Genomic DNA, 17,357 nt, shown 5'->3' with positions numbered 1-17,357 from the left:
TGGATGAAACGCTTGACCACTTGGAAATCGCTGGAGAAATCCGCGCGCGGAGCCTCCGTCGCGATGGGCAATTTCGACGGCATCCATCTCGGCCATCAATCGGTGATCGATCAGGCACGTGGGAAAGATGCGCCGCTGGGCGTCATCACCTTCGAGCCCCATCCCCGCGAATTCTTCGCAGCCCGGGCAGGCAAGACCCTGCCGCCGTTCCGGCTGATGAACCCCGAGGCGCGCGCCAACCGGCTCGCCAAGCTCGGGGTCGAGCGGCTCTATGAACTGCCCTTCAACGAAGAACTGGCCGATATGAGCGCCGACGCTTTCGCCCGCGAAGTGCTGGCCGAGGGGCTGGGCGTGACCCATGTCGCCGTGGGCGGCGATTTCCGCTTTGGCAAGGGCCGCGAGGGCGATGCCGCGATGCTGACGGAGCTGGGCGCGAAATACGGCTTCGAGGTCACCGTCGCGCCGCTTCTGCATGTCGAGGGGGTGGAGGCGTCCTCGACCGCGATCCGCACCGCGCTGGCCGAGGGCCGCCCCGAGGATGCCGCCGCTATGCTGGGCCACCTGCACCGGATCGAGGGCGCGGTACTGCATGGCGACAAGCGCGGCCGCGATCTGGGGTATCCGACCGCGAATATGTCGATGGCCGGGCTGCATCTGCCCAAGCTCGGCGTCTATGCGGTGAAGTTCGACGTGCTGACCGGGCCGCATAAGGGCAGCTATACCGGGGCTGCGAGCCTCGGCGTGCGCCCGATGTTCGGCGAGAATACCCCGAACCTCGAGACCTTCGTCTTCGATTTCAAAGGCGATCTCTACGACGAGCATGTCTCGGTCGCGCTGGTCGAATTCCTGCGCCCCGAGATGAAGTTCGACGGGGTGGAGGCGCTGGTCGCGCAGATGGATGCCGATTGCGCCCGCGCGCGGGAGATACTGGCCGAGCGCTGAGGGCCGCGCCCCGCCCGACCTCGGGTGGGCGCTTAATTTCGCTAGTGGCTGGGCGCTTTATCTCTAAAACCCGCAAGCCGCACGTGCCCGCGATACCATCGCCAATGCGCCCTCCCGGGGGGAGGTCGGGCGCGACCCGGGGCTGGTCGCCCCGCGCCAAGGGCCACCGGTCTGCCCGTCCCGCCATGTCCAAATCGCAGATCCGCTCACGATCCGCCGATCTGCCCTTTCCATTTCCCCGCCGCTGCCCCATTTTCCGCGCCATGACCAAACTGCGCCCCGAGTTCTGGAACCTGCCGCTGAAGAAGCTCACCGCCCCCGAATGGGAGGCGCTGTGCGATGGCTGCGGCAAATGCTGCCTGAACAAGCTCGAATACGAGGATACGGGCGAGGTCGTCTTCACCCGCGTCGCCTGCCGGCTGCTCGATGGCGAGAGCTGCAGCTGCACGCAATATGACATTCGCCACCAGTTCGTTCCCGAATGCGTCACGCTCAGCCCCAAGACGATCCACAAGATCGCCTATTGGATGCCTGCGACCTGCGCCTACCGGCTGCGCTTCGAAGATAAGCCGCTGCATGACTGGCACTACTTGATCTCGGGTTCGCGCGAGACGGTCCACGAGGCCGGGGAAAGCGTGCGCGGCTGGACCGTACCCGAATTCGAAGTGCCCGAAGACGAGTGGGACGAATACACGATCGAGGATCTCTCATGAATTTTGCCTCCGACAACACGTCCGGTGCCCATCCCGCCATTCTCGAGGGCCTCATGGCCGCGAATGAAGGGCATGTGCATTCCTATGGCGACGACCCGATCACCGAAGGCGTGCAGGCGAAGATCCGTGAGATTTTCGAGGCGCCCGAGGCGCGCGTCTATCTGGTTGCGACCGGCACGGCGGCCAATGCGCTTTCCTGCGCGGTGCTGACCCAGCCCTGGGGCGCGATCTTCTGCCATCGCAACGCCCATATCGAGGAAGACGAATGCGGCGCGCCGGAATTCTACACTGGCGGCTCGAAGCTGGTTCTGGTCGACGGGCCGGATGCGAAGATGGACCCCGACGCGCTCGCGCGCACCATCGCCCATACCGGGCGCGGCGGCATCCATAACGTCCAGCGCGGCATGGTCTCGATCACCAACTCGACCGAGGCCGGGGCGGTCTATTCGCCCGAGGAGGTGAAAGCCCTGAGCGATGTCGCCCGCCGCTTCCATCTGCCCGTGCATATGGACGGCGCACGTTTTGCCAATGCGCTGGTGTCCGCGGTCTGCACCCCGGCCGAGATGACCTGGAAGGCGGGCGTCGACGTGCTCAGCTTCGGCGGCACCAAGAACGGCTGCATGGGCGTCGAGGCGGTGGTGATTTTTGACCCCAAACGCGCCTGGGAATTCGAGCTGCGCCGCAAGCGTGGCGGCCATCTCTTCTCGAAGCACCGCTTCCTCGCGGCCCAGATGCAGGCCTATCTGGCCGACGATCTGTGGTTGAAGACCGCGCGCCATGCCAATGAAATGGCACGCAAACTCTCGGAAGGCTTCGGCCAGATCGAGGGCGCGAAACTGATCCACCCGACGCAGGCCAATGCGGTCTTCGCCGCCTTGCCGCGTGGGGCGCATAAGCGCGCGAATGCAGCCGGGGCCTATTATTACCTCTGGCCGTTCGATCAGTCGCTGGAAGGGCCCGAGGACGAGCTTCTGGCCGCGCGTCTGGTGTGTTCCTGGGCCACGACGCCCGAGGAAATCGACGCCTTCCTCGGCTATCTAGCCTGAGTTCAGCGGCGTCCGGGCAGGTCGCGAAACGCGAGTTTCTCGGGCGGGCCGTCCCATTCCGGATGCTCTTTCTGCGCGGCTTTCAAGGCCGCGCGGAACCTAGCGATCGCCCCAAGGCCCGGAATGCGCGGGATATGCGCCAGTTCCCAGTGAATGCCGTTGATCGGATCGTCGAAGAACACCGCGTAATAGCCCGGCGCATAAACGGAATATTCCTGCGGGGCCTCCGTCACCGACAGCCCGCGCGGGATCAGGAAGTCGCGGTGAAACGCATCCACCTCGGCGCGTGATTTCGCCCAGAGCGCGATGTGATGGATGCCCACGGCGCGCGCCTCGTGATCCAGTTTCTCGCCCGAATGCGCGGGCTGAATGCCGATATAGGAATGCGGCATCGGGAAGCGCGCCATGTAATAGATGGAGCGATAGCCGATATCGAGCGTCCAGAAGCTCTTATATCCAAGCCATCCGAACATCGCATCGTAGAAGGCGATCGACTTGTCATAGTCGAGCACTGAAAATTCGACGTGATTGACCCCGCGCCAGCGCATGAGCGGCCTCCTCCTGATGGTCTTAACCCTAGAGGAGCCGCGCGACGGTGCAATGACGTCTCACGCAGATGGGATGGGGTAGGGCGGGTGCCATGGTCGCGCAGGGCCCGCCTGCCGCACTGTTGCGGACGAGACCTCGAAGAGCACCAGATGGCTCAGATCAAGACGCGAGCGCGAAGCGTAGAGCAGCCCCTGTGCGCCGCGCGCCCGTGACCGATCCGAGAGGCGCCATGTGGGCGACGGCGCGCCGCTCGCTCTCCCATCTTGCCAGATCACAGACGCCGCCGCCTGATCGGGCGTGCCGCGCAGGTCGTCCATCGCTTCTGTAATGATCTCCAGCGGCACAATCACCCGCGGCGGGTCAGTGGTCCGCACATAGCGCCGGAGCGCCACGGCAGCCCCCTCGGCACTCAGCGAGGCATAAAGGGCGACCTGCCCGGAATGATGAAACCGGCCCTCCGGATGGCGGGCCGGTTCGCAAGCCTCGTCGGCACGGTCGGCTGAGAGTATCCGCCAGACCGTGCCGTGGAAGGGGATCACTCGGCTTCGCCCTGCTCGGCGAGGAACTTTTCTGCGTCGAGCGCGGCCATGCAGCCCATCCCCGCCGAGGTCACCGCCTGACGATAGGTGTGATCGGTCAGGTCGCCCGCCGCGAAGATGCCCGGCTGCGAGGTGCGGGTTGAACCCGGCTCCACCCAGACATAGCCGCCCGATTGCATCTTCAGGCTGTCCTTCACCAGCTCGGACGACGGCGCGTGCCCGATCGCCACGAAGAACCCGTCGCAGGGGATGACTTTCTCGGACCCGTCGGCGGTGGATTTCACCCGCACACCGGTGACGCCGAGCGGATTTTCGTCGCCGAGGATTTCCTCGACCGTGTGATTCCACTCCACTTCGATCTTGGGGTTCTTGAACAGGCGATCCTGCAGGATCTTCTCAGAGCGCAGCGTGTCGCGCCGGTGGATCAGCGTCACCTTGGAGGCGAAGTTGGTCAGGAACAGCGCCTCTTCGACCGCGGTGTTGCCGCCGCCGATCACCACGACTTCCTTGCCGCGATAGAAGAACCCGTCGCAGGTCGCGCAGGCCGAGACGCCGAAGCCCTTGAACTTCTCTTCCGAGGGAAGCCCCAGCCATTTCGCCTGCGCCCCAGTGGCGAGGATCACTGCTGCTGCCTCGTAGGTCGTGCCCGAATCGCCTTTCGCGACGAAGGGGCGCTTCGAGGTGTCGAGCTCGGTGATCATGTCCATGATGATCTCAGTGCCCATCGCGCGGGCATGCTCTTCCATCTTCACCATCAGGTCGGGGCCCTGAATCTCGCTCTCACCGGGCCAGTTCTCGACCTCGGTGGTGATGGTCAGCTGGCCGCCCGGCTGCATGCCTTGCACCAGAACCGGCTCGAGCATCGCACGCGACGCGTAGACCGCCGCCGTGTAGCCCGCAGGGCCGGAGCCGATGATCAGAACCTTGGTTTTCTTCGTCTCGGACATGCCTGCCTCCTTGGAATTCTGCCCGACGGATATAGTCGGAGCGAGGCGCGCCGAAAAGCCCCTGCTTGCCGCGACAAATAGCACTTGCGGAGCGGTCCGCGAAATATTATTGCGCATCCTCTCTTCCAGCGGTAAGTTCTGCCGCAACGCACGAAGGATTGTTTCAACATGCCCACCTCCCGGCTCGACGACATCGACCGCAAAATCCTCGCTGAACTGCAGGCGGACGGGCGGATGACGAATGTCGAACTGGCCAAGCGTGTGGGCATTTCGGCACCGCCGTGCCTGCGCCGCGTGCGCACGCTCGAAGAGGCGGGCTACATCCGCGGCTACCATGCTGACGTGAACCCGCGCGAGCTGGGCTTCGAAGTGCAGGTCTTCGCGATGGTGCGCCTGCACAGCCAAGCCGAAGCGGATCTGTCGAACTTCGAGTCGCGCTGCCGCGAATGGCCGCTCGTGCGCGAGTGCCATATGCTCAATGGCGAGATCGATTTCGTGCTGAAATGCGTGGCGCCGGACCTCTCGAGCTTCCAGAGCTTCCTGACCGGCCAGCTCACTGCCGCCGAGAACGTGGCCAGCGTGAAGACCTCGCTGGTGATCCGCTGCGCCAAGGACGAGCCGGGCGTGCCCTTCGATGTGCTCGAAGAGCGCATCGCGAAACTCGCCTGAGCCTTACCCTGAATTGAACCGTTGTCGGAGGGGCGCTGCCCCTCCCTTCGCTGTCGTGAATTCCCACCCCGGGATATTTTCGCAAGAGCGAAGGGCGGGCGGCGCCCCTTAGCGGGTCTCTTTCGGGCGCAACACCAGCCAGATCAGCGCGGCGCCCGCCAGCGTCAGGAAGGGGATCATCGCAAGATTGACCGCCTGCCAGCCCGCTTGGGCATTACCGCTCTGGGTGCAGTTCATCAGCCCACCCGAGGCGAGCGAGGCGAGGAAGACGCCGCCGAAGACCACGAAATCGTTCATCCCCTGCACATGGCCGCGCTCATCCGGGCTATGGGCGGAGGCGAGCATCGCCGTCGCGCCGATGAAGCCGAAGTTCCAACCCAGCCCCAGCAGCATCAGGGCGATGTAGAACTGGTCCAGATCGACCCCGGTCAGCGCCACAGCGCCGGAGGCCGCGAGAATCACGAGGCCGGTGCCCACGATCACCTCTTTGCCGAAGCGCGCGATCAGGTGGCCGGTGAAGAAGCTCGGCAGATACATCGCCAGCACATGGGCCGAGACGATATTGGCCGCGTCGCCCTGCTCGAACCCGCAGCCCACGACCGCCAGCGGCGTCGAGGTCATCACGAGGTTCATCAGCGCATAGGAGACCATGGCGCAGATCATCGCGACGAGGATCACCGGGTCTTTCAGCAGCTCGCGCCGGGTGCGGCCCTCGTGATGTTCGTGCTTCTTGCGCCGCCCCGGAGCCGGGATGTCGAGGAAGGAGAACAGGATCGGCCCGAGCGCATTGATCCCGATGATCGCGAGGTACGTCGCCATGAAGGGCACGACCATCGCCTCGCTCGTGACCTTCACGAGCTGCGGGCCGATGATCGCGGCCACAAGCCCGCCGGCCATCACATATGAGATCGCCTTGGGCTGGAACTCCGCGCTGGCGGTATCGGTCGCCGCGAACCGGTAGAAACCCTGCGCCGACATGTAGGTGCCGGTGAAGAACGACCCCAGCATGAACAGCGCAAACGACCCGTGATAGAGCGCATAGGCCGCGGTCGCCGCCCCCAGCGCGCCCATCGCATTGGCGAGGATGAAGCCCGCGCGGCGGCCTTTCGCGGCCATGAATTCCGACATCGGCTGCGCCGAGAGGACCGAGCCCAGAATGATCAGCGACAGGGGCAGGGTCGCGAGGCAGGGATTGGGCGAGAGCATCTGGCCCGCAAGACCGCCCACCGTGAAGATCATCGGCATCTGCGCGCCCAGAAGCGCCTGGGCCAGAACCAGCACGATCGTATTGCGCTTTTCGCGAGAGGCGGGAGGGGCGGTCATGTCAATCATGACAGCTTGCTAGCGTGGCGATTGGGGGCTGGCAAGCGGGCGCGGCATGAGGCAGGGTGTCGCGCATGGTTGGACGTATCATTACCTGCGAAGACGATATTGCCGAAGGCACCGAATTTCTTTGCCGCACAGAGCCGCGTTTTGCCGAGGTTTGCGCGCTGACGGGGCCGTGGCCTTTGCGCCGCCGCGAGGACGGGTTCGAGGCGCTGCGCGACGCGATCATCGGCCAGCAGGTCTCGGTCGCCGCCGCCAACTCGATCCGGGGCAAGGTGATCGGCGCGGGCTATGGCGATCCGGTCTCTATCGCGGGCGCCTCGGAAGAGGACCTGCGCGCCTGTGGCCTCTCGCGCCAGAAAGTGCGCTACCTTCAGGCGCTCTCCAATTCCGGCGTCGATTTCGAGGGTCTGCGCGCGATGCCCGACGAAGACGTGGTCGCGCAGCTCCTGCCGATCCCCGGCATCGGGCGCTGGACGGTGGAGATGTATCTCATCTTCGCTCTGGGCCGCGCCGATGTCTTCGCGGTGGACGATCTGGCGCTCGCCGAAGGGGCGCGGCTGCTGTTCGATTTGCCCGAGCGGCCCAAGCGCAAGCAATTCAATGAGCTATCGGCAGCCTGGTCGCCGTGGCGCGCGGTTGCGGCGCGCGGCCTCTGGGCCTATTACGCGGCCTGTAAAGATCGTGAAGGAGTTGCCCCATGACCCGCAAGCTGGAAGCCGGACGCAAAGAGCCGCAATCGGGAACGGTGAAATCCGCCGTGGTGTTCCTGCATGGCTATGGCGCGGACGGGGCGGATCTTCTGGGCCTCGCCGATCCGCTGGGCCAGCACATGCCCGACACGCTGTTCCTCGCGCCCGACGCGCCCGAACCCTGCCGCGCGGCGCCTTACGGGCGGCAATGGTTCCCGATCCCCTGGATCGACAATTCCAGCGAAGCGGAATCCGCCCAAGGTCTCAAGGACGCGGCTGCCGACGTGGATGCTTTCCTCGATTCCGTGCTGGAAGAGCAGGGGCTGACGCCCGCGCGGCTTGCCGTGATCGGCTTCTCGCAAGGCACGATGACCGCGCTCGAAGTGCTGCCGCGCCGGGCCGAACCTGTCGCGGGGCTCGTGGCCTTCTCGGGCCGTCTTCTGCGCCCGGAAGCTCTGGGCAACGAGGCGATCTCCAAGCCGCCGGTTCTGCTGATCCATGGCGATCAGGACCCGGTCGTGCCCTTCGCCGATATGGGCAAAGCGGGCGATGCGCTGGTCTCGGCGGGGTTCGATACCTATGCCCATGTGATGAAGGGCACCGGTCACGGCATCGCACCCGACGGGCTCTCGGTGGCGCTGTCCTTCCTGCAAGACAAACTGCCGGGCTGAGATGCCCGCGGCCGCCGATCGCCGCGGCACCTGCAACCTTGCCAAACGCTCGCGCAGCGTCATTTCTCTGTCATGGCTGTTTGCTACCCATGCCGCATGGCAGCAATCGCGAGATCAAGAGGCTTGCCAGATCGCGAACGCCATATATAGTCATGGATAAGGCAGGGGCGGACCCCGCCCCTGAGCCGAGGCAGGCGACAGGGCGAGGACGGAGTCACCCATGCTGGACGAGTGCGACAGGACGAATTTTCGAACCCAATTCACCCGCGAACCGGCGGCGCTGAGACAGCACCCGGCACTGGTGCTCAACGCCGATTTCCGGCCGCTCTCCTATTACCCGCTGTCGCTATGGCCTTGGCAGGAGGCGATAAAGGCGGTCTTCCTCGACAGGGTGACGATCCTCGCCGAATACGAAGAAGTGGTGCGCAGCCAGAGGCAGGCCTTCAAAATCCCCTCCGTCGTCGTCCTCAAAGAATATGTCCGACCCCAGAAGCGCGTGGCTTTCACGCGCTTCAATCTTTTTCTGAGGGACGAATTCAAGTGCCAGTATTGCGGCAAGCGGGGCGATCTGACCTTCGACCATGTGATCCCGCGCTCGCGCGGTGGAATCACCAGTTGGGAGAATGTTGTGGCCGCCTGCGCGCCGTGCAATCTGCGCAAGGCCAACAAGCCGCTGGAGCGCTCCGGGATGCATCTTCTCAAGCCCGCGCGCCAGCCCCAGCCCGAGGATATGCTGCGCATCGGGCGTCGCTTCCCGCCAGGCTATCTGCACGAAAGTTGGATGGACTTCCTCTACTGGGACACCGAGCTGGAAGCCTAAAGAAAAGGGCGCGTCGTCTCCGGCACGCCCTTCTTCGTATTGGTGAAAATATCCCGGGGGGCTTGCGCAGCAAGCGGGGGCAGAGCCCCCTCAGTGCCCCGCCGCGACCTGACCACCATTCGACAGCTTGTCGATGATCGTCTCTGTCGCGTGGTTCATGCCCACGACCTTCACATCCGTGCCTGACATCCGGAACTTGCCCACCGCCCGGTCCAGCGCCGAGACCGAGGAGATGTCCCAGATATGGGCGTGGGTCAGGTCGATCACCACGCGGTCGAGCTTCTCCTGGAAGTCGAAGGCGCGGTTGAACTCTTCCACGGTCGCGAAGAAGATCTGGCCCTTGATGTAATAGGTCCGCAGGTGATGCGCCTCGTTGTAGCGCGAGGAGATCTCGGTCATCCGCGCGATCTTGCCCGCGAAGAAAATCCCCGAGAGCAGCACGCCCACCAGAACCCCGATCGCGAGATTATGGGTGGCGACGACGAAGGCGACGGTGGCCAGCATCACCACGTTGGACGACATCGGCATCGTGCGCAGCTGTCCCAGCGAGGCCCAGCTGAACGTGCCGATCGACACCATGATCATGATCGCCACCAGCGCGGGCATCGGGATGCGGCCCACCCATTCGCCCAGCACCACGCAGAAGATGAGAAGCGCGATCCCCGCGGTCAGGGTCGACAGGCGCGTGCGGCCGCCCGAGGTGACGTTGATCACCGACTGGCCGATCATCGCGCAGCCCGCCATGCCGCCAATGAAGCCGGTGCAGAAATTGGCGATGCCCTGACCGAAGCATTCCTGACGACGGTCCGAACGCGTGTCGGTCATCTCGTCGACGATGTTCTGCGTCATCAGGCTCTCCAGAAGGCCGACGACCGCCACGCCCACCGAATAGGGCAGGATGATCTGCAGCGTCTCGAAGGTGAACGGCACGTTGGGGATCAGCAGCGAGGGCAGCTGATCGGGCAGGGCGCCCATGTCGGACACCGTGTGCACGTCGTTGAGCCCCAGCCCCATCGAGACCGCGCTGAGAACGAGGATCGCGATCAGCGGCGAGGGGATGGCACGGAAGAAGCGCGGCAGCAGGTAGATGATCGCAAGGCCAAGTGCCACCAGGGCATAGGTCGCCACGACCGGCACATTGGCCGGGTTCAGCTCGGGCCATTGCGCCATGAAGATCAGGATGGCGAGCGCGTTCACGAAGCCCGTCATCACCGATTTCGACACGAAACGCATCACTGTCCCGAGGTTCAGCGCCCCGGCAATCACCTGAAGCACGCCCGCCAGCACCGTCGCGGCCAGCAGGTAGTCGAGCCCGTAGCTGCGCACCAATGTGCCCATCAGCACGGCGGTTGCGGCGGTGGCGGCCGAGATCATGCCCGGGCGGCCACCAAAGAAAGCGGTGATCGTGGCGATCATGAAGGAGGCGTAGAGGCCCACTTTCGGGTCCACGCCTGCGATGATGGAGAAAGCGATGGCCTCGGGGATCAGCGCGAGCGCCACCACGAGACCGGAGAGAATGTCAGCGCGGAAGTTGCCAGTCCACTGGCTGCGCCATTGCGACAAGGTCATACGGTTGTCCTGCAATTAGAAAGGCCCGCGACCGGGGAGGGGCGGGCCGGAGGGATGTGAGATTTGGCGAAGCCAATACCCGGGTGACGTAGCGATGCCAAGCCCCGGAGGTCGGGTTTTAAGAAAAATTCAAAGAGGATTAAGCCGGATTGCCCGATTTCGTGGCAAATTTGGCGAGACTGGTGGCCAGATCGCCATAGCCCGTAAAACGCCGTTCATAGCGCAGGCCGAGCCGCTTCGCGGCCTCACGCGCCTTCGCGTCGAGCGCGGGATCGTCGGTCTGGGCCTGATAGATCAGCCGGTCGTAATTGCCGAACATCATCGGGATCAGCTCGGGGTGACGGTCGAAGCCCATCGGCTTCCAGACGAATGCGTCGAACTGACGGGTCAGGAAATCGGTGAGGTAGAAGGCCGTGATTTCGTCCTCGGCGGTTTCGGCAAAGGCCGCGTTGCCTTCAAAAAACGAATAACAATGGGGGCCTTCGACCATCTCGACCCCCAAAGACTTGCACTTTTCCAACAATTGCCCGCCCGTGCCGCAATCGGCATAGACCACGAAGATATCGTCATATTGGTCGCGATAGCGCAGCACCGCCTCTTCGACGGCGGCGGTGATTTTCTCGGGGTATAGGTGCAGATTGGCGGGCAGGCAGGTCAGGTCGATATGATCCCAGCCATTGATCCGCTTGAGCGCGAGAATCTCCCGCGCGAGCGCCCCGCAGGCGATCAGCAGAAGACGCCCCGAGCCCTCGGGAGCTAAGCCATTTTCGGATAAGGTCGTGTCGCCGGGAAGCGAGGCAGCTTTCTGGGCGGTCATTCCACCCGTGCCATCATCCGGGCAACGCCTGCTGCGACGAGAACCATCAGCCCGAGCATCGCCATCGGCACGCCCGATGCGGCGAAGGCCCAGATCGTCAAGCCCGCCAGAACGATCACAAACAGGATCAGCAGCAGAAAATGTGGCAGCGGCATTTCTCGTTTCCCCCTTCTCTTCAAGTATGGGGCGGGGAAGCGCACATGAAAAGGCCCCGATGAAAAAATCGGGGCCTTCTCCATGCATATCAGCCTGGATGCGCGCGCGATCGGCGATCAGGCGCTCATCTGGTTGTGCTTGCGGGCGATGAAATCCTTCGCCGTCTCGACCGCCACGGCGGCGTCGCGGCAATAGGCGTCGGCGCCGATCGCCTTGCCAAATTCCTCGTTCAAGGGCGCACCGCCCACCAGAACGATGTAGTCGTCGCGGATGCCCTGTTCCTTCATCGTGTCGATCACGACCTTCATGTAGGGCATCGTGGTGGTCAGCAGCGCGGACATGCCGAGGATGTCGGCCTCTTCGCGCGCGATCGCTTCGAGGTAGTTCTCGACCGGGTTGTTGATCCCCAGATCGACGATCTCGAAGCCCGCGCCCTCCATCATCATCGCAACGAGGTTCTTGCCGATATCGTGGATATCGCCCTTCACCGTCCCGATGACCATCTTGCCCATGCGCGGCGCGCCGGTCTCGACCAGCAGCGGCTTGAGGATGGCCATGCCGCCCTTCATCGCATTCGCCGCCAGCAGCACTTCCGGCACGAACAGGATACCGTCGCGGAAGTCGTTGCCCACGATAGTCATGCCCGCGACGAGGGCCTTGGTCAGAATGTCATACGGCGTCCAGCCGCGGTCGAGCAGGATGCGGGTGGCCTCTTCGATCTCTTCCTTGAGACCGTCATAGAGGTCATCCATCATCTGCGCGGTGAGCTCGTCGTCGTCGAGTTCCGAAAGGATGATATCGTCTTCGTCTTCGGCCATGTCCAATAGTCTCCTGCTAGCCGGTGTTACCCTGTGGTGAGGCCGTGGCCCCGTCAAGTCTTGGCGATTTGCGACATGCGCGGTGTTTTGTCCGACCTCGCATGGTGTTGGTAGGTCCGCATCCGGACTCTACTTGGCAAATGTTCTCATTTCGTTCTAAATTCCGGGCATGAGTCTGCCATTCGATCTTCCCCCCGCGAACCCGTCCGAGCGTCTGCGCGCGCGCGGTGCCGCGGCGCGCCCCGTGGGCCGGTTCGAGCCCTTCGCCCGCGCGCCCGAGCATGACGGCTGGGACATTCCCGAAGAAGAGCGCCTGACCCGCACCGAGGTCTCGGTGGAGCGTCCCCGCTCCGTCATCACCCGCAACCAGTCGCCCGATGTGCCCTTCGAGCGCTCTCTCAACCCCTATCGGGGCTGCGAACATGGCTGCATCTACTGCTTCGCGCGGCCCAGCCACGGCTATCTCGGCCTCTCGGCGGGTTTGGATTTCGAAACCCGACTGATCGCACGGCCGGAGGCGCCGCAGGTGCTCGAAGACGAGCTGCGCAAGAAAGGCTACCGCCCGAACGTGCTCGCCATCGGCACGAATACCGATCCCTACCAGCCGCTCGAGCGCAAGATGGAGATCATGCGCGCCGTGCTGGAAGTGCTGCAGGCCTATCGCCATCCGGTCTCGATCGTCACCCGCGGCTCGACGATCCTGCGCGATCTCGACATCCTCGCGCCGATGGCCGAGGCCGGATTGGCGCAGGTTGGCGTGTCGGTCACGACGCTCGACGCCAAACTCGCCCGCGATCTGGAGCCGCGCGCGCCCAGCCCGCCGACCCGTATCCGCATGATCCGCGAATTGTCGCGTGCCGGTATCCCGGTGCGCGTCATGGCCGCGCCGATGATCCCGGGGCTCACCGATCACGAGCTGGAGGCGATCCTGACCGAGGCGCGCAGGGCAGGGGCCAAGGCCGCCTCGATGATGCCGGTGCGGCTGCCGCATGAGGTGGCGCCGCTTTTCGCCGACTGGATGGAGCGGCATCACCCCGGCAAGGTCGAGAAGGTGCTGGGCCGGATCCGCGACATGCGCGGCGGCAAGCTCAACGATCCGCGCTTCGGCGAGCGGATGAAGGGGGAAGGGGAGCTGGCCGAGCTGTTGCAGCAGCGGTTCAAGCTCAGCTGCAAGCGGCTGGGCTTCGCGCGTCATCTGCCCGATCTCGACGTGACGCAGTTCCGCGTACCGCCCCGGCCGGGCGATCAGCTCGAACTGTTCTGATCTCGTCTGAGACGCGCGCATGGTGCAACCGCCGGGAAAAACCCAGCCCTTCCTTCGTTTTGGTTCAAATATCCCGGGGTGAGGCCGCAAGGCCGAGGGGCAGAGCCCCTCAAACCGCGCTTAGCTGCGCCGACGTCCCCGACGTTCGCGCTTGGGCGCATCCCCGCTCAGCCCGTCATCCTCCGACGAGAACCCGCCGAGCACCGAGGAGATCTGATCCAGCGTCGGGCGCTCGCCGCGCGGACGCGTCTCCAGCGCCTCGCGCATCGCCACCAGATGCTCGGCCATCGTGCCGCAGCAGCCGCCGATGATCGTCGCGCCGCAATCGCGCGCCATCACCGCATATTCCGCCATCAGCTCGGGCGTGCCGTCGTAGTGGATATGACCGTCGACATATTTCGGGATGCCCGCATTGCCTTTGGCGATGATCGGGCGTTCGGTCCCGGTCGCGGCAAAGCCCAGAACGGTACGCAGCAGGTCGGACGCGCCGACGCCGCAATTCGCGCCGAAGGCCAGCGGCGGGTGAGCCAGCTTTTCGACCATCGAGACCATCGCCTGCGAGGTCAGGCCCATCATCGTGCGGCCCGCCGTGTCGAAGCTCATCGTACCGCACCAAGGCATCCCCGCCAAATGGCAGGCCTCGGCGGCGGCCTTGTATTCCTCCTGTGCCGAGATCGTCTCGACCCAGAGGATATCCGCGCCGCCTTCTTTCAAGCCCTCGGCCTGTTCGTGGAACATCTCGACCGCCAACTCATGCGTCAGCGTGCCCATCGGCGCGAAAATCTCGCCGGTCGGGCCCATCGAGCCCGCAACGATCACGGGACGCGACTGCTTGTCGGCCACATCCCGGCCGATCTCGGCGGCGAGGCGGTTGAGCTCGCGCACGCGGTTCTGCGCGTTGTGCAGTTTCAGCCGCGAGGCATTGCCGCCGAAGCTGTTGGTGAGAAACAGGTCCGAGCCCGCTTCGACGGCCAGCGAATAAAGCTTCGCGATCTTCGCGGGCTCGTCGGCATTCCACAGTTCCGGCGCATCGCCCGAGGCCAGCCCCATGTTGAACAGGTTGGTGCCGGTCGCGCCATCGGCCATCAGCCAATCGCGGGTTTCCAGAAGGCGGCTCAGCGCGTCGGTTTTCGGGGCGGTCATAAGGGCCTCGTCAAATGCAAAGGGCCGCGTCGGGCGCGGCGGTTGGGTTTCTCCTGCCATGACAGGCGGGAATTGGCAAATTCGTTTCCTTCATGTTCTTGATGAAGGCGCTGCAATCTCGGACTGAAATGCAAAAGGCCGGACGCGCTTGGCATCCGGCCTTTCAATCTGCGTCATCGGCGAGGGCTCACTCGGCCTCGTCGACCACCTGACGGCGCGCCTCGGCCATGCATTCGGCCATCTTCGCGCGGATCGTCTGTTCATCGGCCTTGTCGCCAAGATCGCCCGAGAGCTTGCGGTACACGTCTTCGTGGCCCGCTTCCTCGAAATCGGAGGTCACGACCTCGCGGACATAGGCGTCGGCCTCGGGGCCGGTTTTGCCCAGAAGCTCAGCGGCCCATTGGCCCAGCATCTTGTTGCAGCGGGCATCGGCCTTGAACTGCAGCTCGGCATCATGCGCGAACTTGTTCTCATAGGCGTTTTCGCGATCGTCGAAGGTGGTCATGGCCCACGTCCCTCCCGGTAAAGTCTCCGTTACCTCCGATATGCACATGCACGGCGTGCGCCGCAAGAGGAAAGGGCCGCGTTTTGGCGGGTTTGACGGGGCTGTGCATCTGCGTGAAGTGGCGTGCGCTTTACCTTGCGAGACTCGCGGGCTTGTCCTATAGGGCGGGCAACACCCTTTCGCGGACGGCGCGCAGGGGCGGGCGCGGCATTCCCGACGGTATGCGGCGCAGGCCCTGGCACCGCCGCGCCAAGTGAGAACGGAGACGCGATGGCACCCCGGCGCAAGAAGATCTACGAAGGCAAGGCGAAGGTTCTGTATGAAGGCCCCGAGCCCGGAACGCTGGTCCAGTATTTCAAGGACGACGCGACCGCCTTCAACGCGCAGAAGAAGGACGTGATCGAGGGCAAGGGCGTGCTCAACAACCGCCTGTCCGAGTATTTCATGACCGGCCTGACCAATATCGGCGTGCCGAACCACTTCATCAAACGGCTCAACATGCGTGAGCAGTTGATCCGTCAGGTGGAGATCGTGCCGCTCGAGGTGATCGTGCGCAACTTCGCCGCCGGTTCGATCGCGAAGCGTCTGGGCATGGAAGAGGGCACGCCGCTGCCGCGTCCGATCGTCGAATACAGCTACAAGAACGACGATCTGGGCGATCCGCTCGTGCCCGAGGAATATATCATCGCCTTCGGTTGGGCGAGCCAGCAGGACCTCGATGACATCGTGGCGCTTGCGCTGCGCGTGAACGACTTCCTCACCGGCGTGTTCTACGGCGTCGGCATCAAGCTGGTCGATTTCAAGATCGAGATCGGTCGCGTCTGGGATGGCGATTTCATGCGCCTGATCGTGGCCGACGAGATCAGCCCCGACAGCTGCCGCCTGTGGGACGTCAAGACGGGCCAGAAGCTCGACAAGGACGTGTTCCGCCGCGATCTGGGCAGCCTGACCGATGCCTATACCGAAGTCGCCAAGCGCCTTGGCGTGCTGCCGACCAATACCCAGCCGATCAAACCGACGCTGATCAACTGAAAGGACCGCTCGTGATGAAAGCCCGCGTTCATGTCATGCTGAAGGATGGGGTGCTCGACCCGCAGGGCGAGGCCGTGCGCCACGCGTTGGGCCATATGGGCTTCGACGGTGTCGAGGGCGTGCGTCAGGGGAAGGTGATCGAACTGGACCTGAGCGCCACCGACGCAGCCTCTGCCGAGGCCGAGGTGAAGGAGATGTGCGAGAAGCTTCTCGCCAATACCGTGATCGAGAAATACACCATCGAGATCGCCTGATCCGGGTCGGGTGGGGGGCGCTGCCCCCCTTGGCCTGCCGGCCAATTCCCCCCCGGGATATTTGTACCAAGCCGAAGGCCGCACAGGCCTTACCCGACAGGTTCGACCCTCAAGGCCAGGAGTTTGCACCCATGAAAGCCGCCGTCATCACCTTCCCCGGATCGAATTGCGACCGCGACCTGAGCATGGCCTTCGCCGCAGCCGGGGCGGATGTCGTCAAGGTCTGGCACAAGGAAACCGCATTGCCCGAAGGCATCGACATCATCGGTGTGCCGGGGGGGTTCTCCTATGGCGATTATCTGCGCTGCGGCGCGATCGCCTCGCGCTCGCCCATCGGGCAGGCGGTGGCCGATTTCGCAGGCAAGGGCGGCTATGTCATCGGCATCTGCAACGGCTTTCAGGTGCTCACCGAGATGCGGCTGCTGCCGGGCGCCTTGATGCGCAATGCGGGGCTGAAATTCGTGTCGAAACCGCTGGCCCTGCGCGTCGCCACGACCGACAGCGCCTATACCTCGGGCTATGAGGCGGGGCAGGAGATCGTGATCCCGGTCGCCCACCATGACGGCAATTACCAGATCGACCCGGAAGGCCTTGCCCGCATCGAGGGCGAGGATCGCGTGGCGTTCCGCTACGTCGAGAATCCCAACGGCTCCGTCGACGATATCGCGGGCGTCCTGAGCGAGAACCGCCGGGTGCTGGGCATGATGCCTCACCCCGAGCGCGCGATCGAGGCTGCGCAGGGCGGCGCCGATGGGGCGGCGCTTTTCCGCGCGTTGAGCGGGATGCTGGCAACCGCCTGATCTCGCGCGCTTGTTGCGCTCTGGGCCTTGGCTTAGACTTCGCGCATGACGCACGTGCAGACACGTTCGACGATTTTACCTGAAG

The 17,357-nt window shown here is 64.2% G+C and carries 21 protein-coding genes; 11 read left to right on the top strand and 10 right to left on the bottom strand.

The window, feature by feature from the left end; all coding sequences use genetic code 11:
- Window positions 1-3 precede the first annotated feature (3 nt).
- The 3 genes from BMI87_RS01390 (at window position 4) to BMI87_RS01380 (ending at window position 2,701) form a co-directional block, all read left to right on the top strand.
- The gene (locus tag BMI87_RS01390) at window positions 4-942 is read left to right on the top strand and encodes a bifunctional riboflavin kinase/FAD synthetase (protein WP_078519379.1); all 939 of its coding nucleotides are present in this window, start codon (window positions 4-6) and stop codon (window positions 940-942) included.
- Window positions 943-1,205: 263 nt separating this feature from the next.
- Window positions 1,206-1,655, top strand: coding sequence for a YcgN family cysteine cluster protein (locus tag BMI87_RS01385; protein WP_078520003.1), 450 nt, complete (start codon window positions 1,206-1,208; stop codon window positions 1,653-1,655).
- Window positions 1,652-2,701, top strand: coding sequence for a low specificity L-threonine aldolase (locus BMI87_RS01380; RefSeq protein WP_078519378.1), 1,050 nt, complete (start codon window positions 1,652-1,654; stop codon window positions 2,699-2,701). Before BMI87_RS01385 ends, BMI87_RS01380 begins: the two co-directional genes overlap by 4 nt.
- A 2-nt stretch (window positions 2,702-2,703) precedes the next feature.
- Here the strand turns inward: BMI87_RS01380 and BMI87_RS01375 are convergent, their stop codons facing one another.
- From BMI87_RS01375 to trxB, 3 genes are read right to left on the bottom strand one after another with little or no spacing between them, the layout of a single operon-like run.
- Window positions 2,704-3,249: a VOC family protein gene (locus BMI87_RS01375; protein WP_078519377.1), complete on the bottom strand. Its 546-nt coding sequence runs from the start codon at window positions 3,247-3,249 to the stop codon at window positions 2,704-2,706.
- A gap of 60 nt (window positions 3,250-3,309) precedes the next feature.
- Window positions 3,310-3,789, bottom strand: a complete 480-nt coding sequence (locus BMI87_RS01370) for an RES family NAD+ phosphorylase (RefSeq protein ID WP_078519376.1) — start codon at window positions 3,787-3,789, stop codon at window positions 3,310-3,312.
- On the bottom strand, window positions 3,786-4,736 hold the full coding sequence (gene trxB, locus BMI87_RS01365) for a thioredoxin-disulfide reductase (protein ID WP_078519375.1): 951 nt from the start codon (window positions 4,734-4,736) through the stop codon (window positions 3,786-3,788). Before trxB ends, BMI87_RS01370 begins: the two co-directional genes overlap by 4 nt.
- A 168-nt stretch (window positions 4,737-4,904) precedes the next feature.
- Between trxB and BMI87_RS01360 the strand changes: the two genes are divergently transcribed.
- Window positions 4,905-5,405 (top strand): Lrp/AsnC family transcriptional regulator, encoded by a 501-nt coding sequence (locus tag BMI87_RS01360; RefSeq protein WP_078519374.1) that lies wholly within the window; start codon window positions 4,905-4,907, stop codon window positions 5,403-5,405.
- Between the two features lie 108 nt (window positions 5,406-5,513).
- Here the strand turns inward: BMI87_RS01360 and BMI87_RS01355 are convergent, their stop codons facing one another.
- A complete protein-coding gene (locus BMI87_RS01355) occupies window positions 5,514-6,728 on the bottom strand; it encodes an MFS transporter (RefSeq protein WP_078520002.1) in 1,215 nt (404 codons plus the stop codon).
- Between the two features lie 74 nt (window positions 6,729-6,802).
- Here BMI87_RS01355 and BMI87_RS01350 point away from each other — a divergent pair, with 74 nt between their 5' ends.
- The 3 genes from BMI87_RS01350 to BMI87_RS01340 all read left to right on the top strand — a co-directional run bounded on the left by BMI87_RS01350 (window position 6,803) and on the right by BMI87_RS01340 (window position 8,914).
- A complete protein-coding gene (locus BMI87_RS01350; RefSeq protein ID WP_078519373.1) occupies window positions 6,803-7,435 on the top strand; it encodes a DNA-3-methyladenine glycosylase in 633 nt (210 codons plus the stop codon).
- On the top strand, window positions 7,432-8,094 hold the full coding sequence (locus BMI87_RS01345; protein ID WP_078519372.1) for an alpha/beta hydrolase: 663 nt from the start codon (window positions 7,432-7,434) through the stop codon (window positions 8,092-8,094). Before BMI87_RS01350 ends, BMI87_RS01345 begins: the two co-directional genes overlap by 4 nt.
- A 220-nt stretch (window positions 8,095-8,314) precedes the next feature.
- The gene (locus BMI87_RS01340; protein ID WP_078519371.1) at window positions 8,315-8,914 is read left to right on the top strand and encodes an HNH endonuclease; all 600 of its coding nucleotides are present in this window, start codon (window positions 8,315-8,317) and stop codon (window positions 8,912-8,914) included.
- A gap of 90 nt (window positions 8,915-9,004) precedes the next feature.
- Here the strand turns inward: BMI87_RS01340 and BMI87_RS01335 are convergent, their stop codons facing one another.
- The 4 genes from BMI87_RS01335 to BMI87_RS01325 all read right to left on the bottom strand — a co-directional run bounded on the left by BMI87_RS01335 (window position 9,005) and on the right by BMI87_RS01325 (window position 12,274).
- Window positions 9,005-10,483, bottom strand: a complete 1,479-nt coding sequence (locus BMI87_RS01335) for a SulP family inorganic anion transporter (RefSeq protein ID WP_078519370.1) — start codon at window positions 10,481-10,483, stop codon at window positions 9,005-9,007.
- A gap of 139 nt (window positions 10,484-10,622) precedes the next feature.
- Complete coding sequence (locus BMI87_RS01330) at window positions 10,623-11,300, bottom strand: DUF1638 domain-containing protein (protein WP_078519369.1); 678 nt, start codon at window positions 11,298-11,300, stop codon at window positions 10,623-10,625.
- Window positions 11,297-11,455: a hypothetical protein gene (locus BMI87_RS22435; protein ID WP_165756922.1), complete on the bottom strand. Its 159-nt coding sequence runs from the start codon at window positions 11,453-11,455 to the stop codon at window positions 11,297-11,299. The genes BMI87_RS01330 and BMI87_RS22435 overlap by 4 nt, the downstream gene beginning before the upstream one ends.
- A 117-nt stretch (window positions 11,456-11,572) precedes the next feature.
- Window positions 11,573-12,274 (bottom strand): B12-binding domain-containing protein, encoded by a 702-nt coding sequence (locus tag BMI87_RS01325; protein ID WP_078519368.1) that lies wholly within the window; start codon window positions 12,272-12,274, stop codon window positions 11,573-11,575.
- A 169-nt stretch (window positions 12,275-12,443) separates the two neighbouring features.
- On the opposite strand from BMI87_RS01325, the gene BMI87_RS01320 reads away from it, so the two are divergent.
- Complete coding sequence (locus tag BMI87_RS01320; protein WP_078519367.1) at window positions 12,444-13,538, top strand: PA0069 family radical SAM protein; 1,095 nt, start codon at window positions 12,444-12,446, stop codon at window positions 13,536-13,538.
- A gap of 120 nt (window positions 13,539-13,658) precedes the next feature.
- On the opposite strand, the gene bmt is transcribed toward BMI87_RS01320, so the two are convergent.
- Window positions 13,659-14,681, bottom strand: coding sequence for a betaine--homocysteine S-methyltransferase (bmt, locus tag BMI87_RS01315; RefSeq protein WP_078519366.1), 1,023 nt, complete (start codon window positions 14,679-14,681; stop codon window positions 13,659-13,661).
- A gap of 187 nt (window positions 14,682-14,868) precedes the next feature.
- Complete coding sequence (locus BMI87_RS01310; RefSeq protein ID WP_078519365.1) at window positions 14,869-15,186, bottom strand: DUF1476 domain-containing protein; 318 nt, start codon at window positions 15,184-15,186, stop codon at window positions 14,869-14,871.
- Between the two features lie 270 nt (window positions 15,187-15,456).
- On the opposite strand from BMI87_RS01310, the gene purC reads away from it, so the two are divergent.
- From purC to purQ, 3 genes are all read left to right on the top strand, one after another.
- Complete coding sequence (gene purC, locus BMI87_RS01305; protein ID WP_078519364.1) at window positions 15,457-16,218, top strand: phosphoribosylaminoimidazolesuccinocarboxamide synthase; 762 nt, start codon at window positions 15,457-15,459, stop codon at window positions 16,216-16,218.
- A 14-nt stretch (window positions 16,219-16,232) separates the two neighbouring features.
- Complete coding sequence (gene purS / locus BMI87_RS01300) at window positions 16,233-16,472, top strand: phosphoribosylformylglycinamidine synthase subunit PurS (protein WP_078519363.1); 240 nt, start codon at window positions 16,233-16,235, stop codon at window positions 16,470-16,472.
- A 131-nt stretch (window positions 16,473-16,603) separates the two neighbouring features.
- Window positions 16,604-17,272, top strand: coding sequence for a phosphoribosylformylglycinamidine synthase subunit PurQ (purQ, locus tag BMI87_RS01295; protein ID WP_078519362.1), 669 nt, complete (start codon window positions 16,604-16,606; stop codon window positions 17,270-17,272).
- Window positions 17,273-17,357 lie beyond the last annotated feature (85 nt).

It is taken from the genome of Thioclava sp. F28-4 (assembly GCF_002020045.1).
GTDB lineage: Bacteria > Pseudomonadota > Alphaproteobacteria > Rhodobacterales > Rhodobacteraceae > Thioclava > Thioclava sediminum.
This window is presented reverse-complemented; position numbering and strand designations above follow the sequence as displayed.

Excerpts from the sequence above, each read along its gene's own strand:
- BMI87_RS01390 (WP_078519379.1), top strand. The coding sequence starts at position 4 with ATGAAACGCTTGACCACTTGGAAATCGCTGGAGAAATCCGCGCGCGGA.
- BMI87_RS01385 (WP_078520003.1), top strand. The coding sequence starts at position 1,206 with ATGACCAAACTGCGCCCCGAGTTCTGGAACCTGCCGCTGAAGAAGCTC.
- BMI87_RS01380 (WP_078519378.1), top strand. The coding sequence starts at position 1,652 with ATGAATTTTGCCTCCGACAACACGTCCGGTGCCCATCCCGCCATTCTC.
- BMI87_RS01375 (WP_078519377.1), bottom strand. The coding sequence starts at position 3,249 with ATGCGCTGGCGCGGGGTCAATCACGTCGAATTTTCAGTGCTCGACTAT.
- trxB (WP_078519375.1), bottom strand. The coding sequence starts at position 4,736 with ATGTCCGAGACGAAGAAAACCAAGGTTCTGATCATCGGCTCCGGCCCT.
- BMI87_RS01360 (WP_078519374.1), top strand. The coding sequence starts at position 4,905 with ATGCCCACCTCCCGGCTCGACGACATCGACCGCAAAATCCTCGCTGAA.
- BMI87_RS01355 (WP_078520002.1), bottom strand. The coding sequence starts at position 6,728 with ATGACCGCCCCTCCCGCCTCTCGCGAAAAGCGCAATACGATCGTGCTG.
- BMI87_RS01350 (WP_078519373.1), top strand. The coding sequence starts at position 6,803 with ATGGTTGGACGTATCATTACCTGCGAAGACGATATTGCCGAAGGCACC.
- BMI87_RS01345 (WP_078519372.1), top strand. The coding sequence starts at position 7,432 with ATGACCCGCAAGCTGGAAGCCGGACGCAAAGAGCCGCAATCGGGAACG.
- BMI87_RS01340 (WP_078519371.1), top strand. The coding sequence starts at position 8,315 with ATGCTGGACGAGTGCGACAGGACGAATTTTCGAACCCAATTCACCCGC.
- BMI87_RS01335 (WP_078519370.1), bottom strand. The coding sequence starts at position 10,483 with ATGACCTTGTCGCAATGGCGCAGCCAGTGGACTGGCAACTTCCGCGCT.
- BMI87_RS01330 (WP_078519369.1), bottom strand. The coding sequence starts at position 11,300 with ATGACCGCCCAGAAAGCTGCCTCGCTTCCCGGCGACACGACCTTATCC.
- BMI87_RS22435 (WP_165756922.1), bottom strand. The coding sequence starts at position 11,455 with ATGCCGCTGCCACATTTTCTGCTGCTGATCCTGTTTGTGATCGTTCTG.
- BMI87_RS01325 (WP_078519368.1), bottom strand. The coding sequence starts at position 12,274 with ATGGCCGAAGACGAAGACGATATCATCCTTTCGGAACTCGACGACGAC.
- BMI87_RS01320 (WP_078519367.1), top strand. The coding sequence starts at position 12,444 with ATGAGTCTGCCATTCGATCTTCCCCCCGCGAACCCGTCCGAGCGTCTG.
- bmt (WP_078519366.1), bottom strand. The coding sequence starts at position 14,681 with ATGACCGCCCCGAAAACCGACGCGCTGAGCCGCCTTCTGGAAACCCGC.
- BMI87_RS01310 (WP_078519365.1), bottom strand. The coding sequence starts at position 15,186 with ATGACCACCTTCGACGATCGCGAAAACGCCTATGAGAACAAGTTCGCG.
- purC (WP_078519364.1), top strand. The coding sequence starts at position 15,457 with ATGGCACCCCGGCGCAAGAAGATCTACGAAGGCAAGGCGAAGGTTCTG.
- purS (WP_078519363.1), top strand. The coding sequence starts at position 16,233 with ATGAAAGCCCGCGTTCATGTCATGCTGAAGGATGGGGTGCTCGACCCG.
- purQ (WP_078519362.1), top strand. The coding sequence starts at position 16,604 with ATGAAAGCCGCCGTCATCACCTTCCCCGGATCGAATTGCGACCGCGAC.